Annotated in this window: 19 protein-coding genes; 9 read left to right on the top strand and 10 right to left on the bottom strand. The window is 66.8% G+C overall.

What is annotated here, in order from left to right:
* The first annotated feature begins 152 nt into the window (after positions 1-152).
* The 4 genes from V4558_09390 (at position 153) to V4558_09375 (ending at position 5576) form a co-directional block, all read left to right on the top strand.
* Positions 153-1760: a HAMP domain-containing sensor histidine kinase gene (locus V4558_09390; GenBank protein ID MES2305711.1), complete on the top strand. Its 1608-nt coding sequence runs from the start codon at positions 153-155 to the stop codon at positions 1758-1760.
* Entirely contained in the window at positions 1757-2458 is a 702-nt protein-coding gene (locus tag V4558_09385) for a response regulator transcription factor (GenBank protein MES2305710.1), read from the top strand. The genes V4558_09390 and V4558_09385 overlap by 4 nt, the downstream gene beginning before the upstream one ends.
* Positions 2459-2537: 79 nt before the next feature.
* Positions 2538-2873: a PadR family transcriptional regulator gene (locus V4558_09380; GenBank protein MES2305709.1), complete on the top strand. Its 336-nt coding sequence runs from the start codon at positions 2538-2540 to the stop codon at positions 2871-2873.
* 30 nt (positions 2874-2903) lie between these two features.
* The gene (locus V4558_09375; GenBank protein ID MES2305708.1) at positions 2904-5576 is read left to right on the top strand and encodes an ABC transporter permease; all 2673 of its coding nucleotides are present in this window, start codon (positions 2904-2906) and stop codon (positions 5574-5576) included.
* 7 nt (positions 5577-5583) lie between these two features.
* On the opposite strand, the gene V4558_09370 is transcribed toward V4558_09375, so the two are convergent.
* The 5 genes from V4558_09370 to V4558_09350 form a co-directional block, all read right to left on the bottom strand.
* On the bottom strand, positions 5584-6483 hold the full coding sequence (locus V4558_09370; protein MES2305707.1) for a hypothetical protein: 900 nt from the start codon (positions 6481-6483) through the stop codon (positions 5584-5586).
* Between the two features lie 102 nt (positions 6484-6585).
* Positions 6586-7758, bottom strand: coding sequence for a hypothetical protein (locus tag V4558_09365; protein ID MES2305706.1), 1173 nt, complete (start codon positions 7756-7758; stop codon positions 6586-6588).
* Positions 7758-8279: a hypothetical protein gene (locus V4558_09360; protein ID MES2305705.1), complete on the bottom strand. Its 522-nt coding sequence runs from the start codon at positions 8277-8279 to the stop codon at positions 7758-7760. The genes V4558_09365 and V4558_09360 overlap by 1 nt, the downstream gene beginning before the upstream one ends.
* Positions 8280-8294: 15 nt before the next feature.
* Positions 8295-8750: an isoamylase early set domain-containing protein gene (locus V4558_09355; protein ID MES2305704.1), complete on the bottom strand. Its 456-nt coding sequence runs from the start codon at positions 8748-8750 to the stop codon at positions 8295-8297.
* Positions 8750-9283: an RNA polymerase sigma factor gene (locus V4558_09350; GenBank protein ID MES2305703.1), complete on the bottom strand. Its 534-nt coding sequence runs from the start codon at positions 9281-9283 to the stop codon at positions 8750-8752. Before V4558_09350 ends, V4558_09355 begins: the two co-directional genes overlap by 1 nt.
* A gap of 157 nt (positions 9284-9440) precedes the next feature.
* Here V4558_09350 and V4558_09345 point away from each other — a divergent pair, with 157 nt between their 5' ends.
* The 3 genes from V4558_09345 to V4558_09335 are packed head-to-tail and all read left to right on the top strand — an operon-like array spanning position 9441 to position 11223.
* Positions 9441-10124, top strand: coding sequence for a DUF4397 domain-containing protein (locus V4558_09345; protein ID MES2305702.1), 684 nt, complete (start codon positions 9441-9443; stop codon positions 10122-10124).
* Positions 10125-10127: 3 nt separating this feature from the next.
* Positions 10128-10514 (top strand): hypothetical protein, encoded by a 387-nt coding sequence (locus V4558_09340; GenBank protein MES2305701.1) that lies wholly within the window; start codon positions 10128-10130, stop codon positions 10512-10514.
* A 19-nt stretch (positions 10515-10533) separates the two neighbouring features.
* Entirely contained in the window at positions 10534-11223 is a 690-nt protein-coding gene (locus tag V4558_09335) for a DUF4397 domain-containing protein (GenBank protein MES2305700.1), read from the top strand.
* Between the two features lie 6 nt (positions 11224-11229).
* Here the strand turns inward: V4558_09335 and V4558_09330 are convergent, their stop codons facing one another.
* Together V4558_09330 and V4558_09325 are read right to left on the bottom strand one after the other, a co-directional pair.
* On the bottom strand, positions 11230-12006 hold the full coding sequence (locus tag V4558_09330; protein ID MES2305699.1) for a LytTR family DNA-binding domain-containing protein: 777 nt from the start codon (positions 12004-12006) through the stop codon (positions 11230-11232).
* Positions 12003-13103: a histidine kinase gene (locus tag V4558_09325; GenBank protein MES2305698.1), complete on the bottom strand. Its 1101-nt coding sequence runs from the start codon at positions 13101-13103 to the stop codon at positions 12003-12005. Before V4558_09325 ends, V4558_09330 begins: the two co-directional genes overlap by 4 nt.
* Positions 13104-13265: 162 nt before the next feature.
* On the opposite strand from V4558_09325, the gene V4558_09320 reads away from it, so the two are divergent.
* Positions 13266-14696 carry a hypothetical protein gene (locus V4558_09320; GenBank protein MES2305697.1) on the top strand — a complete coding sequence of 477 codons (1431 nt, stop codon included), beginning with the start codon at positions 13266-13268 and terminating at the stop codon, positions 14694-14696.
* 146 nt (positions 14697-14842) lie between these two features.
* Here V4558_09320 and V4558_09315 read toward each other — a convergent pair whose 3' ends face one another.
* From V4558_09315 to V4558_09305, 3 genes are read right to left on the bottom strand one after another with little or no spacing between them, the layout of a single operon-like run.
* Entirely contained in the window at positions 14843-15958 is a 1116-nt protein-coding gene (locus V4558_09315; protein ID MES2305696.1) for an ABC transporter permease, read from the bottom strand.
* Positions 15959-15966: 8 nt separating this feature from the next.
* Positions 15967-16956: an ATP-binding cassette domain-containing protein gene (locus V4558_09310; protein ID MES2305695.1), complete on the bottom strand. Its 990-nt coding sequence runs from the start codon at positions 16954-16956 to the stop codon at positions 15967-15969.
* Positions 16953-18011, bottom strand: a complete 1059-nt coding sequence (locus V4558_09305) for an efflux RND transporter periplasmic adaptor subunit (GenBank protein MES2305694.1) — start codon at positions 18009-18011, stop codon at positions 16953-16955. Before V4558_09305 ends, V4558_09310 begins: the two co-directional genes overlap by 4 nt.
* A 177-nt stretch (positions 18012-18188) precedes the next feature.
* Here V4558_09305 and V4558_09300 point away from each other — a divergent pair, with 177 nt between their 5' ends.
* Positions 18189-19316 carry a hypothetical protein gene (locus V4558_09300; protein MES2305693.1) on the top strand — a complete coding sequence of 376 codons (1128 nt, stop codon included), beginning with the start codon at positions 18189-18191 and terminating at the stop codon, positions 19314-19316.
* Positions 19317-19325 lie beyond the last annotated feature (9 nt).

The following is a 19325-nucleotide window of genomic DNA, read 5'->3' as shown; positions in this document are numbered from 1 at the left end:
ATCGCCGTGGATGACCAGGAATTCGAGGCTGAGTTCTCATGGCCTCATCCTACGCGCGCCGCTCCCCGCCGCCCGAGCGAACCGCGACATTGCATACACCGCGTTTACAACCCTGATCGTGAGTCGGGCGCGCTCAGGCTATCGTTCGACCCATGCGAACCCGGCTTTCCCATTTCGCTCTCCTGGCCGTGTTGCTGGTTGGCCTCGGCGGGCTTGCCGTGCTCACCCGCCTCTCGCTCACGGCGCACCGGTTGCAACAGCAGACCGCCCACTCGCTGCTGACAGGGCTCGCCACCCGAGTCGCTGCTCGGATCGAGACCGATGCTGAGGCGCAGCTCTACATCAGCGCCACGGCGATCTTTGGTCGCGCGGGACTGACCCGGATCTCGGTACCCGGCAAGCCCGGGACGCCGGAAGCAATCCTCGATGCCGTTCCGGCGGTGGTGGCGTGTAATTGCGCCAACGTGCTGCAGCCCCGCTACGCTTTCAGAGCCGACCTCAACGCCGGCACTATCCGCGTCGTCGCGGCCGACACGGCCGCGCCACCCCCGGCACTCGACCTCGCCGTCCTCCGTGCCGATCTCGGGGCCCGCGCGCGCAATGGCGGCTGGGAGTTCGCGATCGCGAATCGCCTCGGCCCCGGCGGCGTGGTGCTCTTCTACACCCTGGTCGCGGGTCAACAGCAGATCATCGCCGGTTTTGCCGTCGATACCGCCGTGGTGCGCTACCGGATCCTCAGGGAACTGTTCACGGAGCGAGGTGCCGTCCTCGCAGCGGCTGGATTGCGGGCGAGCGACTCGACAGTCATGTCGCTGCAGGTGCGGGCCCAGGACGGCTCGCTTCTGGGCGACTTTCCCGCGGCTTCCGTAACCGACCTGCACGGTGTCGCGACGATCCCGATCATGTTCGGCGGCTGGACGGTGTCGGTGGGCCTCAATCGGGAAATGGTTGCCGGGGCGCTTGGCGCCGATGTCGCACGATCGCCCCTGACGCTGATGCTGGTGCTGGCATCCCTGGCGGCCCTCGCGCTGATCATCGCCTGGAGTGCGGCGAAGCGCGCGGCGGACCTGGCGGCAATTCGCGCCACACTCATCGCCGGGATGAGTCACGAATTGCGCACACCGCTGACCGAGATCCTCCTCGTCGGCGAGTCGATTCAACGCGGTCGGTACGGTGACGCACGCGAACTCGCGGGTGCAGTCGACATCGTGGTGCGCGAGGCGCACCGATTGCTGCGAATGATCAGCAATGTGCTCCATATCTCGACGACAGGCGGCATCACGCCAGGGCGTGCAACACCCCAGCGACTGGGCGACGAAGTGCGCCGAGTGGTCGAGGATTTCTCGGGAATCGCTGCGGGGTACCAGTGTCCGGTCACCGTGCGCATCGAAGCCGACGACCCTGTCGCCGTCGATCTCGAAGCGGTGCGCCAGATCCTCAACAACTTCCTCGACAATGCCTGTCGCTACGGTGGCGCGGGGTTGGCTGTGGAGGTCGTCCTCTCGCGGGAGCAGGGCGCAGTGCGGCTTGCCGTGCACGATCGGGGCGCCGGGATCGCCGTCGCCGATCGAGAAGCAGTCTGGCGTCCATTCGTCCGGGCAAGGCAATCGGGCGGACGGGAACTGTTCGGCAGTGGCATCGGACTCGCCGTTGCGCGTCAACTTGCGACGACCTGGCGAGGCACGACCGGGATCGCCAGCAGCCCCGCCGGCGGTGCTTCGGTGTATGTCGACTTTCCGATTGCGCCGGGGGAAGCGTGACCCGGATCCTGATCGTCGAGGACAACCTCACCATCGCCGACGCACTCGGGAGGAATCTTCGCGCCGAGGGGTATGACATCGAAATCGCCACGAGCGGCGACGATGGCCTGCAGCGCATCACCTCGACGCAGCCCGACCTGGTGATCCTCGACCTGCTCCTCCCGAAAATGAAAGGGTACGACGTGCTCCGCCGGATGCGCGCGGAGGGATGCGATCAGCCAGTGCTGATCCTCTCGGCCCTCAGCACGGAACGCGACAAGGTGATGGGCTTCCGGATGGGTGCCGATGATTTCGTCACCAAGCCGTTCGGCGTGCGGGAGTTGCTCGCCCGCATCGAAGTCCTGCTGCGGCGACGCAGCGTCGTCCCTGTGCTCGCGCCGGCCGCGACACAGTTCAGCTTCGGTGATGTGGTGGTCGATCGCAGTGCGCGGGTCGTCCGGCGCGGCGGGGAAATCGTGGCGCTCAAGCCGATGGAGTTCGACCTGCTGATGGCGTTCCTGCTTCATCCCGAAGTCGTGCTGAGCCGCCAGTCGCTCCTCGAGGCCGTCTGGCGCTACGATGCGAGCATCAGCTCGCGCACTGTGGATGTGCATATCGCCGAGCTGCGCCGGAAGCTGGAGCCCGTCGCCGACCGGCCGCTTCATTTCGTGACCGTGCGCAAGGCGGGCTACGCGTTCTACCCCGCCGGACTGCGCTGAGCACGCACAACCCTTGACACCCGAAGGCCGCGCAGTAGGGTTATACCTAGCTAGATATGTATAGCTAGAAAGGTATCCTATGCCCCGCGCCCGCAACGACATCCTCCAGGGTACGCTCGCCCTGCTCGTCCTCCGGACCCTGGCCTCCCGCGGTCGGCTCCACGGCTACGCCATCACGGCGCACATCATCCAGGCCTCGGCCGATCTGCTCCGCGTCGAGGAGGGATCGCTGTACCCGGCACTGCACCGGATGGCGCAGGATGGCTGGGTCAAGGCCGAATGGGGCCTGACCGAGAAGAACCGCGAGGCGCGCTTCTACACCCTCACGGCTGCCGGTCGACGCCAGCTCGAACTGGAGCAGGAGAGCTGGTCCCGGCTCACTGACGGAGTCCGTCGCGTTCTCCGCTACGCCTGAGCACCCCCGTCCCTCTTCCGTGAGCCCCCGATGAGCTGGCCCCGTCGCTTCTGGAACCTGATCCACCCCGGCTCGCTCTCGCGCGATCTCGACCGCGAGCTGCAGTTCCATCTCGACGAACGGACCGATGCGCTCGTGGAAGGCGGGATGTCGCCGCCACAGGCGGCGCAGGAAGCGCGACGGCAACTCGGCGGTGTTCTGCGCCAGAAGGAACGGACCCGCGATGTCGATGTGGTCGGCTGGCTCGATACCGTGGCCGGCGATATCCGGTACGCCCTGCGCGCCATTCGCGGCAACTCGCTCGCCGCTGCAATTGCGATCCTCTCTATCGCCCTGGGGATCGGCGCGAACACCGCCATCTTCTCCCTCATTGATGCCGTTGTCCTGCGGCCGCTGGCGGTCGAGCGCCCGGGTGAACTGGTGGAGATTTCCACGGGTAAGGGGCACGACGCGTTCACCAATCCGATCTGGGAGGAACTCCGCGCGCTGCCCACGCTCGCCGGAACGTTCGCCTTTTCCGAAGCGGATCTCGACCTCGCGACCGGCGGGCCGGCACGACGGCGGCCTGCGAACTTCGTAAGCGGCGGGTTCTTCACGGTACTCGGCCTGCGGCCCCTGGTGGGTCGTCTGTTGCAGCCGGCCGACGATGTGCGTGGTTGTCCCGGCATCGCGGTGGTGTCGGAGGGCTTCTGGCAGCGGGAGCTTGGCGGCAGTGCAGACGTGGTCGGGACCACGATTCACCTGCACAATCAGCCGTTTCAAGTGGTCGGTGTCCTCCCCCGCACTTTCCCGGGGATCACGATCGGCCGCGCAACCGATGTCTATGCTCCGCTGTGCACCAACGCAATCGTCGAGGGGAGTCCCGCGTTCTTCACCAATCGCAGCCAGTGGTTTCTGACGGTCATGGGTCGGCTCAAGCCTGGGCAGGACGCCGCGAGTGCCAGCGCGGACTTGAAGCGCCTCGCCCCCGCGGTGTTCGCCGCAACACTGCCAGGCAACTGGGGAGCGAAGCAGCAGGCGGCGTATCTGCAGCGCACTCTGTCGGTCTATCCGTCGCCGGGTGGCTTCTCTGCGGTGCGGGTGGAGTACGGCACCACGCTCTATCTGCTGATGGCGGTCGTCGCGATCGTGCTCGTCATTGCCTGCGCCAATGTGGCCCAGCTGCTGATGGCCCGGGCGGCCGCACGCCAGCGCGAAATCGCGGTGCGCCTCGCGGTCGGCGCGAGTCGTGGCAGGCTCTTTCGCCAGCTCCTCACTGAGGGGCTGGTGCTCTCGACACTTGGTGCCGCCCTTGGTCTCCTCTTCGCACAATGGGCGAGCCGGTTGCTGGTGCGCCTGCTCAGCGAATCGGGCGACACCGTCTTTCTCGACACCTCGATCGACTGGCGACTGCTCGGCTTCGTCACGCTTGTCGCCTTGATCAACGGCATTGCCTTCGGGCTCGCCCCGGCCTGGCGCGCCAGCACAGTGTCGCCGCAGAACGCCCTTCGGGCGGGCGGGCGCACGATGGCGCGTGGCGAACCCGGTCAGCGCACCGGACAGGTACTCGTGGTCGGACAGATCGCGCTCGCGCTGGTCCTCGTCACCGGCGGTGGGCTCCTGCTCGACACCTTCCGTCGCCTGGTGGCCGTCGACCCCGGCTTCCGGAGCGACGGCCTGTTGCTCATTCGCGCCGACCTCAGCAAGACCGGGATCGCCGACACACTGCTGCTGCCACTTGAGCAGCGACTCCTGGAACGGCTCCGGGCCACGCCAGGCGTGCAAGGAGCCGCAGCCTCCCGAATTGCGCCGTTGAGTCACAGTGGCTGGAACGGATTCGTGCTCGTCGACGGCTACACGCCAGCGAAGGAAGACGACGCGCTGGCGTGGTTCAATGCCGTGACGCCCGGATTCTTCGCGACCTACGGCACGTCGATCCTGGCCGGCAGGGATTTCGGGCCCACGGATGTGAAGGGCGGCAATCGGGTCTCGATCGTCAACGAGGCAGCCGTCAAGCGGTTCTTCGGCGGGCGCTCGCCGATCGGCCGCACCTTCCGCGAGAACAACGGCGACAAGCCCAGCGCGCCGAGTGAAATCATCGGTGTCGTGCGCGACACGAAATACGGCTCGATCGATGAGTCGGGCTCCCCGATGATCTACTATCCGTCGAGTCAGGTTCCGCTCTTCGGCGCGCAAACGCAGCTCGCCATTCACGCCGCAGACCCGGCGTCGATCACGCCCGCAGTCACGGCGGCGATCGCTGATGTGTACCCGTCGATCTCGCTCGACTTTGCGACGATGTCGCAACAGATCTCGGCGTCGATCGCGCGTCCCCGATTACTGGCCGTGTTGTCGGGATTCTTCGGTGGGCTGGCACTGCTGCTGGCACTGATCGGGCTCTACGGCAGCATCGCGTATGGCGTCTCGCGTCGTCGCAGCGAAATCGGCATCCGGCTCGCCCTCGGCGCACGGCCCGGCGCCGTGCTGCAGATGATCCTCCGCGAGGCGGGGATCCTGGCCGGCGCCGGATTGCTGATCGGCACCGGCCTGACGCTGCTGGGCGTTCACTTCCTCGCTTCGATGCTCTATGGCACCACACCGACCAACCCGGCGACGCTTGCCGTGTCGATCGGCCTGGTGCTGATGGTCGCCCTAAGCGCGGGCGCGATCCCCGCGTGGCGTGCAGCGCGCACCGATCCGGTGGCCGCGCTGCGAGAAGACTGAGGGTGCCCTACCGCTTCCGGTGATAGTAGAAGTCGTAGCCCACCTGCCACGTCTTCCCGCTATCTGTGGAGATCTCGCCGAACTGGCGCACCGTGTTGCTGTCGACCGGCGTGAAGCTCAACCGCTGCATCGGCATGCCACCGATGGTGTTGTACACCAGAGTGGGGCCATCCCAGCGGCTCTCGCGGAATTCCACGACACCACCTGATTGCCCGACCCAGTACTGCTGCCACTGCTTCGTCGCCGCGTTGAACGCGTTGAGACTCTTCCCTTGCGCACCATTGTTTGCCGTCCAGTTCTCGAGCAGGGCGCAGCCACCACTCACGCGCTGCACCACACTCGTCCCTGCCGCGAAGGTCGGTGCGCCTGCCGGCGTGACGTTCCACTCTCCGACCCAGAAGTCGAATCGGCGGGAATCCGGATCACTCATGCACGGCTCGGTCGCCACCGACGCCTTTTTCAGCAGGGCCGGGAAGCGCGGGTCCTTGCGGACCGCCGCGAGGTCCGGATCGGTGTTGTACAGCGAGAGCTGGGTCACTCCGGCAACAACCGCCTTGTCGAGCCAGGCGAATGCGAGGTCGAGGTGGCCCATCCGACTGTGCATCGCACCCACGTTGTAGATCGCCGACGTGAGGCGACCGCCAGCCGCGGCGTGCTCGAACGCCGCGGCCGCCGTGGGGAGATCATTGAGTGCGGCGGCCGCATTGCCCACGCCGTTCCACGCCCGCAGAAAGGTGCTGTCTTCCGCGACGAGCTGCCGGTAGATCTGCTGCGCCCCCCGGGCATCACCGGCGCGCAGCAGCGAGTCGGCGCGCAACTCGAGCGCACCCTTGGGCCGCGGCGCTTGCGCGTGCAATACCGGGGTCGCGCAGGTGAGCAGAACGATGGTCAGAACGCGGATGGACATGTGGTCGGCTCCAGGTGGTGGCTGCGATTGCAGGAAGATCGCACCCCCCTACGCGGGCGCGCAGGCAGCAGTTGTCAGCGGATTGTAATTGTGGCGCGGAAACTAGAGGTCGACGAGGAATGCCCGTCCGCCGAATTCGTCCGAGAGGGTCGGAACGCCGAGGGGTGTCGTCCAGGGGCCCCCATCGAGCGAGACATTGAAGCGCGACACGCCGGGCGCGGCGTTGAGCATCGCTTCCCAGCGTCCATCCGCGCGGCGCGAGAGCGGTATCGCCGTCCAGCCCGTTGCGTCGCCAATCAGTTCGGCGCGGTCGTGGGCATCGAGGGTCACGATGAAGCGCACCCGGCGGACCGATTCACGATGTGCTTCGACAGCCATCGAGCGGGCGTGACGCACCAGTGGCCGCGTGCCCGCAAGGTTCAATCGCAGACCGAGCATCGTGGAGCGGCCGCCGCGCAGCCCCAGCAGGAGATCGGGCGGGGTGCGCGAGATATTCGCCACCAGCGCGATCATCGGCGCGACCTCAAGCGTTGCGCCGCCGCGCCACCAGATCTGCGTGCGCACATCATCACCCGCACGCTGACCTGCCTCGACCGTGAGCTGAAGCTCGCGGTGGGCCCATGCCGCACTGAGCGAGACATCGCGGAGCGAGCGGACGCGACGCCTGAAGAGCGTGTCTGCACCCGGATCGTTGGCGGTGAAGAAGACATTGTCGCGCAACATGCTGTCGCGCACCGTGGCGCGCTGCCAGGAGAAGCCGAGTCCGACGTTGCCCAGCAGGAAGGTTCCGCTCACCCCCTGCTTGCCCCATTGCGAGTGCTGCTTCGCAATGCGGGCGACGCCCTCCTCGACCCGGACACCGATGCTGCCGCGCCCGAAGTAGCGTACCATGTCGCCACCGACGCCCAGCAGCAACGTCGCCCGCTCGCCCAGGCCACCACCGCCGCGGACCAGCGGCCCGAGATGACCGCTCCAGTCGCCGACCCGGCCGCCGTAGTTGAGTTCGGTGCGGACCACGGTCGCGCGGCCGATACCGACGTGCGCCACGGTCGCCGCAGAACCGTCGAAGCGAAACGAGCCCAACGCGAGCCGCGCGCGACCGTCGAGCGACGCGGCGTCCCGAATGGTGAGGCCATCAAGGTGGGTGACACCGGTCGCCGTGGTGAGCGCAATCTGGCCGTCGAGGCGAGGCGCCCGGGCGATGGGTGCGATCGGCGTCTGCGCGGCGATCGGCAGCAACGGGAGAGCGACCAGCGCGAGGAGATGGCGGCGCATCAGTCGTCCTCGGGCGGCCGCGGGCCGGTGACGAGTCCGATGTATTCACGATCGGCGGCCCGTCGCTGCGCCAGGCCGCTGATCTGCGTCCAGGCCTGCTCACCCGGGACGCCGCGCGCCACGAGATCGAGATAGGCCCCCAGCGGCGCCGTGAGTGGCTTGCCGTTACGCCAGCGCTGCAGCTCGGCAACGCGGGATTCGGGCACGCCGGCCTGGAGTGCCGCGGCGGCCACGGTGAGATCGGCAGCTTCAACGCCAGGACCGAGGGTGGCACGGGCGTTATGCAGGGAAGCACGGAGCCGACCGAGTACCAGCAGGATGCGATCGTTGCTGGCTCCCTTGATCGACCCTTCGAGCGCGCGCAGCACCAGCGGTTCGCTGGGCAGCCCCTCGGCCACGGCGCTGTCGATGACGGCCGTGATGCGCAGCGCCGACTCCCGCGAGAATCGCGCGGAGAGCCGCGGATCCTGCGCCGCCAGTGCGGCGGGAAGGAGACAGATCAGGAGCAGGGGTGCGCGCATCAGGATTCCTCGCAACTACTGCTTGACCACGGTGAGCACCGAGGTGGGTCGGCCGAAATCATCAACCACCGGAGCGGCGCTGGCGTCGGAGACCCACTCGCCACCATCCGTGACATAGGCAAACCGGTACCGACCAGGCCGCAACCGAAGCGTAACCTCCCAGACGCCGTCCCGCGTGGGGGTCAGCGCCAGCTTGTCGGTCCGCCAGTCGGTGAAATCGCCCACCAGCGCCACGTGGTGCGAGCTGGGCCGCTGCAGCGCGAAGGTCACCTGTTGCTTGCCGTCGAGGCGGGGCTCAAGGGCGAGCACCGCCACAGCCATGACAAGCACCGAGCCGGCCACCCGGATGCGGTGCTGGCGTCGTTCGCGGCGCACGATTCGCTGGGGCAACCCCGCGCGGACCGCAACCTCCTGGTGCAGCTTCGTCACCAGCGAGTGCAGCGGGTCGTCGGGAGCGAGTTCGTCGTCCATCAACGGATCTCCTTCAATTGATCTCGCAACTGTTCACAGGCACGGGCGACGCGCATCTTCAGGGCCGACAGCGAGACCCCTGTGGCGTCCATCATCTCTTCGTAGCTCCACCCTTCCACATGCTTGAGCAGGAAGGCCTCGCGGAGCGGCGGTGTCAGGCTCGCGAGCGCGCGATCAATTTCTTCGCGCCAGAGCCAGGTCTCGACTTCAGGCGGGTGCGCCGCACGACCAAGGTGCTGATCGGCCTCCGCTCCCCCGACGTTGCGCCACCAGCGCCGACTGTGCGAGCGACAGCGATTGACGGTGATCCGGAAGAGCCAGCCGCTGATCCGGTCGGGGCGCACGCCCTTGCGAATGGCTCGGTTCGCCCGGAGGAAAACCTCCTGCAGCACCTCGTCGGCATCGTCGGCGGACCCGAGATAATGGGTCGCGTACCGCATCAACGGTGGAGCAAATCGCGCCAGCAATTCGGCGAGCGCCTGATCGTCACCGGCGCCCACCCGTTCCAGGAGCGTTGCATCCGTTGACGTCACATCCACGGGACCTCTGCTGCGCGAGGAATGTCACATGTCACAGGAACGTTGGGGGCCACGAGCATGAGGTGACCCTCACCCGACGCGCCGGGTCTCCCGGTAGCAATCTGCCAGGCCTTCGTGCTTTGTTCAGATATACCATCTACCCGGTCGCCCCATGAAACGCCCACTCTTTTCGCTCCTGGTTGCCGCGACCCTGCTCGCCGGCTGTGCCGAATCCGTCCTCGCCCCGGTGGGCGGCGAGGCCCAGTTCGCGCTGCTCAACGCTCTCGGCGCCGACGAGAGCACGACGCTCTCCCTCGATGGTGCGACCCTGTCGCTGCCCGCGAGCGGCGCCAGAAGCAGCCGGGCGATACCGGCCGGGACTCACCGAATCGAGGCGCGCGGTGCCGCTGGCAACCTGGTGGCCGCTCTCGACTTCACGGTCGCCGACGGCGCGCGCCGGTCCACCGTGATCGCCCGCTCCGGACCCGGTGCCATCGCCCTGCTGATGACGACCGATACTGCGTCGCTGCCACCGGTCGGTGCGGCGAAGGTCCGGGTCATTCACGCGGTCGATGGCGTTGAACCGATGAAGGCCTGGCTCCGGCTGGTCGGAGCCCCAATGGACAGTTCCGCCGGTTTTGTGACGCCGTTCATCCGAGGTGCCGGCACCAATCCTGAGTTCCCGGGCTACGCCGTCAGGGGGCCGGGCAGCTATCTCGTCTCCGGGACCTCGCTCGCCACGGGAGAAATGCTGGTTGAAGGCACCGTGCAGTTGTCGGCGGGCCAGGTCTGGAGTGCGGTGCTCGCGCGCACGGCCGCAGGCGCGCTCGAATTCAAGATGGTCCGGGAGAACTGACCGATGCACCACCGGCTCGCCTTCCTCATGCTGGTCGGCCTCGTCGGCTGCAGCAACGGCTCTCCCGTCGGGCCGGTGGTGGAGCACCCACTCAACGCGGCGGTGACGTCTGGGGGGCTGACCCTGACGAACAGCACCGACACTCCACTCTACTATCAGGCCTTTGAAAAGGTCTGGGGCACGGACGGCCTCTTCACCTGGGCGGCCTGCACGCGTCCCGCCACCTGCCCCTCCGTCCCGGCGCACGGCGCGACGTCGGTACCCTACACATCGATCGATGGCTACACCACGGATGCACGGCAGGCACTGGTCTATTACTGGGAGCTGGCGCCGGCCGCCGGGGCAGAGCATCAAGTGCGAAATCTGCGCTCGACCGTGGTGAACTTCTAGCAAGATCCTGTAAGAGCCGATGATTGCTCACCTGGCCCGCCGTGTCGGAGTCGCCCTCGCCTTCGCCCTCGCGGGGTGCACCGATGCTACCGGCGCGAATGGGCCGGGGATGGCCGAGCTCTCCCTCTTCAACGCCCTGGCAGATGGCGACATCCCGCTGGTCAAGCTGGATGGGGTGCGTCTCACTCTGCCGGCGAGCGGCGGGAAGCTCAGCCTGAGCGTCTCTGCAGGGCCGCATCATCTCGAATTGCGCAACGGCGCGGGAGCGGTGCTCGCTACCACCGACTTTGCAGCGCCTTCCGGCACGAGCGAATCGCTGATGATCGTTCGCCCGGGCGCGATGGTGCTGCGCATGCTCGTGCTCCGTGACACCGCATCACTGCCAGCCCCCACCGCCATCAAGGTGCGCACGATACACGCGGCGGACGACAGCGGTGCGCTACGCGGCTGGCTCCGGATCAACGGTACACCCCGCGATGGGTCGGCCCTGGTCAGCGACCAGTTCGACGAAGGCTTCGGCACCGATGGACGCTTCGCCGGCTACGCCATGGATGCTCCCGGTTTTCATCTCGCCACGGCTACCTCGCGCGCGACCGACGAGGTCCTCGCGGAAGGCGGGAAGCATCTCGCAGGCGGACATATCTGGTTTGCCGTGCTGGTTCGTTCGGTCGATGGCGCGCTCGAGTTCCGGCTCTTCCGCGACAAATAGCGGAGTTCAGGCAATCCCGCCGAATCGCGCCTCGAACGCCTCGCGATACGACCGGGTGAGCACCAGGCGCTTGCCGGACTTCAGCACCACCTCCTGATCGCCATCCCCGAGCGGGCGCAACTCCCGCACCGCACCGATCGCCACCATCGTGGATCGATGGATGCGCGCGATGCGTGCCGGATCAAGGGACTGCTCCAGATCCCGCATCGTGCGTCGCGAGAGGTGGGTCCCCGCCACCGTGTGCAGCCGGACGTAGTTGTCCGCCGCTTCGATCCACTGGATGTCACCGACGTCGAGCAGAATGGTCCGGCGGACGCCGCGCGCGGCGATGCGGTCGAGCCACGACGTCGACCGGTCGCCATTGCGTGCCACCAGCGCGGCGATCGCACGCTGCACGTCGTCACCACGGTCGCCGGGCATCCGGGCACGCACTCGCTCGATCGCGCGACGAAGTCGCGGCGGGTCGAACGGCTTGAGGAGGTAATCGACCGCAGCTGCATCGAAGGCCTCGACGGCATACTGATCGAAGGCGGTCACGAAGACGACGGCCGGTGTCAGCTGCGGGTCAAGTTCGGCCACGACGCCAAGGCCGTCGAGCTCCGGCATCTGGATATCGAGAAAGAGTGCATCGGGCGAGAGCGCCTGCACCAGGTCAAGGGCTTCGAGGCCGTGCCGCGCCTGACCCACCACGGTCACCCCAGGCTCGGCGGCGAGCAGGCGGACCAGGTCCGCCAGAATCAGCGGCTCGTCATCGGCGACCACGACGCGCAGATTCGTGGTCATGTGGCGCTCGTCGCGGGCAGGTCGATGACGGCCTCGACGCCCCCATCGGCAGCGTTGAGTCGCAGGCTGGCTTCCGTGCCGTAGCGCGTGCTGAGGCGCTGGCGCGTCGTCGACAATCCCACGCCATCGGTCGCTGAGGGCGAAAGCGCCAGTCCGTTGTTCCAGACCCGCAGACGCAGCCGCGTCCCTTCTCGTCTCGCCTCGATTCGCAGTGTGCCTCCGGCCGCGCGCGGCGCGAGCCCGTGACGAAGTGCGTTCTCGGTGAGCGGCTGGAGCAGGAATCGCGGGACCAGCAGAGCGGTCGTGTCAGGGGCTATGGCGACGTCGATCTGGACACGATCGGCGAATCGCGTCTGCTCGATATCGAGATACCGGCGCAGCAGGGCGATCTCGGCGGCCAGAGTGATTTCACCATTGGACGAATCATGCAGCACATCCCGCAGCAGGTCACCGAGCTGCGCCAGCATGGTACGGGCACGGGCCGGGTCACTGTCCACCAGTGCGCTCACCGAGTGGAGCGTGTTGAACAGGAAGTGCGGCTGCAGCCGCGCGCCGAGGGCCTCGAGGCGGGCGCGGGTCGCCTGCGCTTCGAGACGAGTCGCCTGAAGTTCGCGTTCCTGCAGCGCCTGCCAGACGTGCACCGCGCGGTCGAGACCGATGATGGTGGCGTAGATGAAGATCGTCAGCGTGAGCCGACTGCTCGTCGCAAGGCCGCTCAGCGCCAGCAGCACACCCGGATACTTGTCCGGTGCGAAGAGCATGTAGCCAAGCCAGATCGACGGAATGCCGGTCAGGACAAACGACGCTCCCATCCCCAGCAGGTGCAGCGCGGCCGAAACGAGGCGGCGACCGCGGCGGAAATCGAAGATCCGGCCCCACACCACAATCCCGGGGGCCACCAGCAACCAGACAGCCCAGCTTGCCAATCCCATCGCCAGCGCGGCCAGGATGCCGGTGCCCTGCCCCTCCGATTTCCGCGCGAGGTACCCCTGCATCGATGAGACCAGGGCGAGGGTACCGAACGAGGTAACCAGCAGGACGCTGGCGAGACGCCGACTGGACATCCTCGGCGACCGGGCGACACGAGAGGGCATCATCCCGAAAGGTAGTGCGCACGCCCATGAGGACGGGGCGCTGCGCCGCGACTCGCCCCGCCGCAACGCGATTCACCCCCGCCCACGCACGGGGGTGACACCCGGGCAGCGACTCTCTCGTCGTTGCGAACTGAAAACTTCGTCCTACACGTTACCGAGGTGAGCATGACGCGTAATATCGTGGCCGCTACGATCCTGGTCACAACATTCGCTGGGGCGCTCTCGGGCCAGCAGCCATCCAACGACCCCCGTGCCGTGGCGATCGTTGACCGCGCCGTTGCGCGAATGGGGGGTGAGGTCGCCCTTCGAAGTGTCAAAGGCCTCCGGATGGAAGTCATGACGCAGTGGCAGCGCACCGCCTTCGGTACACATCCCTATGCGGACCTGCCGTCGTACGAATCCAACGTCGAGCTGCGCGACTATGCGACCAACTCGTATCGGCGCACGACGCTTGGGTTTCGCGGTAACACCAACCCGACCCGGGTGGTCATCGTCAAGGACTCGGTTGCGGCCTACTGGCTCGCCAATGCAGCCAACCCCACCACGGCGTTTCGCCCGCTGAGCATCGCGTACGTGGATGAACGACGCGAGCTCTTCGCCTTCGCACCCGAGCGGATGCTACTCCTGGCCCGGGATGCTGGCGGGTTGCGGGTGCTTCCCGACACAAGCATCGACGGGGTAGCCCACGCGAGGGTCACCGCGACGCTCGACGGCTATCCTGCGACCTTCTTCCTTCGCCGGACCGATGGCCTGCCCTCGCTGGTCCGTTTCACGGCTGACGAGACCAACGACTACGGTCTCGCCCTCTGGCCCCGGATGGAAGTGGAATTCTGGTATTCGGGATGGGCGCAACTGCAGCCGGGCGTGCTGATTCCACGTCAACGCGACGTCCGTCGCGTCGGCCGACCTTACAAGCGGATGACCGTACTGGCCGCAGTCATCAACCCCCCACTCGCTGCGGATTCCTTTGCGATTTCAGACTCGCTGTCCAAGGAATATTTCGCCACCCAGACCAAGCCGATGTGGGACGTGCCGTTCGACTCCGCCAGGATTGTGTCCGACAATTTCGCGGCCTTTCCACCATTCAGCGGCGTGTCTGCCGGGGTGAAAATCGGTGGGAAATGGGTGCTGGTCGAAACCGGCCAGGCCGGCGGAAGCGCGCGTATGGCCAGTGAGTGGCTGGCCCGCACGACGCCGGGCACCCCGATCGGGGCAGGGGTGGTTACTCTCCGCCAAACCACCAATGGCGGTATCGCCTGGCTGGCGGAGAAGCACGTCCCGCTGTTTATCGCCCCCGGTGCGGCCTCGATCGCCGCAAACATCCTCGGGCCTCGCCAAACGAGTGCCACACAGGTTGCCACCGCTCGCTGGGTCAAGGTCGGCACCGATTCGCTATGGCTCGAGCCGATCGAACTCCCCGATTTGCCCGGCACTCTCGCCGTCTACGCTCCGACCCATCACTGGCTCTACCTGGCGGTTGCCGGTACGCCGCAGTTCCAACCAGACGTCGATGCCCTTCTGGCCCGGTTGCGCGCCAAGGGAATGCCGGTCGAATGGATGGGCAGTCTGCGCGCGGTGCGGACGGCGGTGAAGTAGGCGATCGGCGATGGGCGATGGGCCGTGGGTGATGGATTGTCACCCTGAGCGTAGCGAGGGGGCGGCGGATGGAACCGTCGCGATGCCTTGCCCCCTCACTTCGTTCAGGGCGACAGCCCTGGCTGTACTCCATCGCCCATCGAGCGTTACAGCGTCCTGCGGAAGAGGAGCGTCGCCGCCGTCATCGCCACCACGGTGAAGAGCGCGAGATACATCAGATCCCCGCTGATCGCACCGAAGCCGGTGTTCTTGAGCAGCAGCGATTTGAGGGCGTGTACCGCGTAGGTGAAGGGATCGATCTTCGCAAAGGCGCGCATCCACCAGGGGAAGGCCTGCTGCGGATAGACGGCGCCGCTGGGAAAATAGAGCAGGGTGTTGAGCACGCCGAAGGTGGCGCGTGGAAGCAGCGGATCGTTGACGCGCACCACCAGGAGAAACATCAGCGAGACCAGCGCGATCGCCGTGAACACGATCACCACGAAGACGCGCATCAGCCGGAGCGGTTCGAACGGATTGGGCACGCCGGCAATCACCAGCCCCACCGCCATGAGCACGACCCCGGCGAGCACCGCCTTGATCGCACCAGAAATATTGAAGCCGAGGATCAGCTCGAGCCGGGTGATCGGGGTCACGAGATACCCCTCGTGCAGACCGCGCGCCTTGTCGTCGACGAAGATGATGCCGCCGCCGATCATCACCATCATGTAGATCGACAGGACGATCGAACCCGAGAGCAGGTACTGGATGTAAGGGACATACGGATAGAGCTCGACCTGGTCGAGTACGGTCTCCGAGCGCATCCGTCGTGAACTCTCGGGCTCCGCATTCGACGCGGCCACCACGCCGTTGATGCTCGCCGCGAGCGTCGCGGCCACGAAGTTGTCGGTGTTGTCCTCGATCAGGGCGACGCGCGGATTGCGCTCGCTGAACTTGCGCCGCGAGAAGTCGGGCGGGATCGCCAGCACGCCGTTGAGATGGCCGTTGCGCAGCGCATCAAGCGCCTGGCCCATGTCGGCGTAGTGCTTCGTCGTGAAGGTGCGCGCATTGGCGTCGACGGCGCCCGCGAGCTCGCGGAGTCGAACCGCCGGCATGCCACCATCCTGGTCGACTACCCCGACGGTCAGGTGCTTCACCTGACCACCGAACGCATAGCCCAGCACGATGAGCTGGATCAGCGGCGTCACCAGTGCCATCACGATCAGGGCCGGGCTCCGCCGGAAGCGGCGCAGTTCGCGTTCGACGAGGGCGAGGGCGCGCTGCATTGCGTCCGCTACCGCGGCCGCAGCATGATGCTGCGATCGGCTGGCGACGGGGCCTGCAGCGCATCACGCAGCTGCCGGCCGGAGAAGTGCATGAACACGTCATCCAGCGAAGTCGTCTGGACCGCCAGCGACTCGAGCGGCACATCGGCCTCGGCGGCGAGCGCGATCAGCGCAGCGGTGGTCGCCGGTCCGCCATGCGACGTCAGGCGATAGGTCGGCCCCTCGCCGGTGACGGCTTCGATGCCGGGCAGCGCCGCGAGCCGCGCGGCCCACCCTTCGGGCGGGGAGGTGAAGGCGACTTCGAGCGTGGTGGCGCCGCCGATGGCGGCCTTGAGTGTCATCGGCGCATCGAGCGCGCGCAGCACGCCGTGATCGACGATGGCGATCCGGTCGCAGAGCTTGTCGGCTTCGTCCATGTAGTGAGTCGTGAGCAGCACAGTCAGGTCGCGCTCGCTCTTGAGACGCTTCAGCATCGCCCAGACTGCCGCGCGCGAGACCGGGTCGAGTCCGGTGGTTGGTTCATCGAGAAAGAAGATCTTCGGTTCGTGCATCAGGCCGCGGGCGATCTCGACCCGGCGACGCATTCCGCCGGAGAGTTGCCGCACCGGCTTGTCGGCCCAGGCACTCAGTTCAACTTCCTCGAGCAGTTCGCCGGCGCGCTTGCGACGCAGTTCACTCGGCACACCGTAGAGCTTCGCGAAGAAGAGCAGGTTCTCTATCGGCGAGAGTTCGAGGTCGCTGGTCATCGCCTGGGGGATCACGCCAATCGAACGACGCACGCCGTCCGCGTCGGTGAGGATGTCATGTCCGGCGACAAGGGCGGTGCCACTGGTGGGCTCCACCAGCGTCGTGAGCATCCGGATCAGCGTCGACTTCCCTGCCCCGTTGGGGCCGAGCAGCCCGAAGATCTCGCCATCCTCGACCGTGAACGAGAGGTCGTCGACCGCGGTGAACGAGCCGAATCGCTTGGAGATGTGCTGGACAACTACCGCACTCACTTCGTGCCGCCGGGCGCGAAGAGCACCTGCGCCGTCATCCCGACAGCGAGGCGGCGGTCGGTGTTGTCCACCCGCAGGCGGATCTCGAACGTGCGCACGTCGCGCTTGGTCCGGCTCACGTCTCGCGCCGTCGCGAACGCAGCATCGGCACCGCGATAGAAGACCACACCCTTCCGCTCCTGCCCCGACGGGAGTCGCACGGTGAGGGTATCGCCGATCCGGACGCGCTCGACGTAGGTCTCCTCGATATCGGCGCGAACCCAGAGATCGTCCGGATTGATGATGGTGACGACCGGCTGGCCCGCATTGACGAACTCGCCCTGACGTACGGCGCGGACGTCGACGATCCCGGCCACCGGAGCGTGAAGCTCGGTGTAGGCCAGCCGCACGTTCGCCTTGGTAGCCTGCGCGGCGGCGCCGGCCTGACGCTGCTTCGCGGCGCCGAGAGCCTCACGCTGCATCGCGACCTGGTCGGTATTGCTCTGCGCCAGGGCGAGCGTGGCGCGCTGGGCTTCGACCTGCTTCTGGGCGGCGTCGTAGCGCGCCTGCGCCACGGCGAAGGAGGTCTTCGCGGCATCGACCTCCTGGCCAGTGGTGACGCCGTCCTTCGCGAGCACCACGACCCGGTCGTAGTTCCGCTTCGATTCGTCGCGGGTGGCGAGCGCCTCGCTCTGCCGCGCGATCGCAGCCGCGAGGTTTGCCTGCGCTTCCTTGACTCGTTCGGAGGCCTGCCGTTCCTCGAATCGCAATGCTGCCGCGCTTTGCCGGACGTCGCCCTTGGTCCCTTCGGCGCTATGGGCGTAGTAGGCCTGATCGGCGGCAAGTTCAGCGGGGGTGATCACCGCGAGAAGCTGCCCCTTGGTGACGGCATCGCCCTCGGTCACGAGCAGCTTTCCCACCTGTCCGCCAACTTGCGGCGAGACGACCACATCGCCGGTGGTGACGATGCCGCTCAGTACCAGCGGCTGGTCGCGAGAGCGCCACCAGGAGACCACCACAATCACAAGCAGGAGACCGGCACCGGCGTATAGCAAGAGCCGTTGGCGTGGCTTCACGACAAACCTCTGAACCCGGGATATGGGGGGATCGCGCACCCGCAGGCGCCTGCAAGGAAGATACCGGAGCCGCCAACGGATTGCCGAGTCGCCAGCGTGTCGCGCGACCAAAGCCCCGCCTCGGGCGTCTGGTGGAGGTGGTCCCGTTCCGCCCCCACTCCACCGAGGTATTCCGAAATGCGTCGCCTCACCGTTCTTGCCCTCACCCTGATCGGGGCACTCAGCTCCCCGGCGGCGGCTCAGACCGTCGTCCTTGGCACTCCCCTCGCCCGATCGGCCGAAGGGGTTTCACGCATCTTTGCCGCGACCGAACTCGCCAACGGCAAAGTGCTGGTAAGCGATTCCAAGGACCGGCTGCTCCGGCTGGTGGATTTCGCGGGCAAGCGTGTCGAGGTCGTGGGGCGGCACGGGGACGGACCGAAGGAGTATCGCAGCGGTTTCTCGTTGCTCCATACCGTCGGCGATTCGATCCTGGTCTACGACGCCTTTGGCCGCCGGATGCTCATGCTCTCGCCGGCCGGTGAAATCGTCCGCACCGAACGAATTCCCGAGTCGATGTTTCGCGGCGGGATGAGCGCACCGACCGGCATTGACCATGATGGCCGAGTCTATCTGCAGGTGGACGAGTACGATCCCCAACTCCAGTCCACCCGACAGATGGGCACCATCTTTCGCTGGAAGCTCGGCACCGACGTCAAGGAGCCGATCCTGGAAATTGCGGCTCGTCGCCCCGACCAGATGCAGCCTGGCAAGGTGGTGCCGTATCGCTATCACGACGCCTGGGCCATACGCCCCGACGGCGTGATCGGCCGGGTCGTCGCCGATGGTTATGAGGCGCTCTGGTATCGTGATGGCAAGATGATCGGTCGGAGCGGCAAGCTCGCCTACGAGCCGATTCGATTGACGGCCGAGGAGAAGGCCGCCCACAATGATTCGCTGCTCACGGTCCCGTCCGGCAGTGCCACGAGTGGCGGCGGCAACAGCGGCACGACAACCCGCCGGGTGCCCGACTCCTGGATCACTGAGCACCTGGGAAGGTGGCCCGAGTTCAAGCCGCCTATCATGGACATGAACGGCGCCGCACAGTTTGACCCCGACGGCAACCTCTGGGTGCTGCGCTCGCGCGGGTTGCACGACTCGGTGCCGAAATACGACGTGATCTCGCAGAGTCGCGGCTTACTCGGACAAGTTGCCCTCCCACCGAGGAGCCGGGTGGTGGGTTTCACGAGGGGGAGCGTATTCGTTGCCCATCCGGATGAGGATGACCTCGAGTGGCTCGAGCGCTACGCCCTCCCTCGACGCTGACGGGCGGCG

This window comes from Gemmatimonadota bacterium, assembly GCA_040388535.1.
In the GTDB taxonomy this organism is placed as follows: domain Bacteria; phylum Gemmatimonadota; class Gemmatimonadetes; order Gemmatimonadales; family GWC2-71-9; genus Palsa-1233.
Note: the sequence above shows the minus strand (reverse complement) of the source record. Positions and strands in the feature narration are given on the sequence as shown.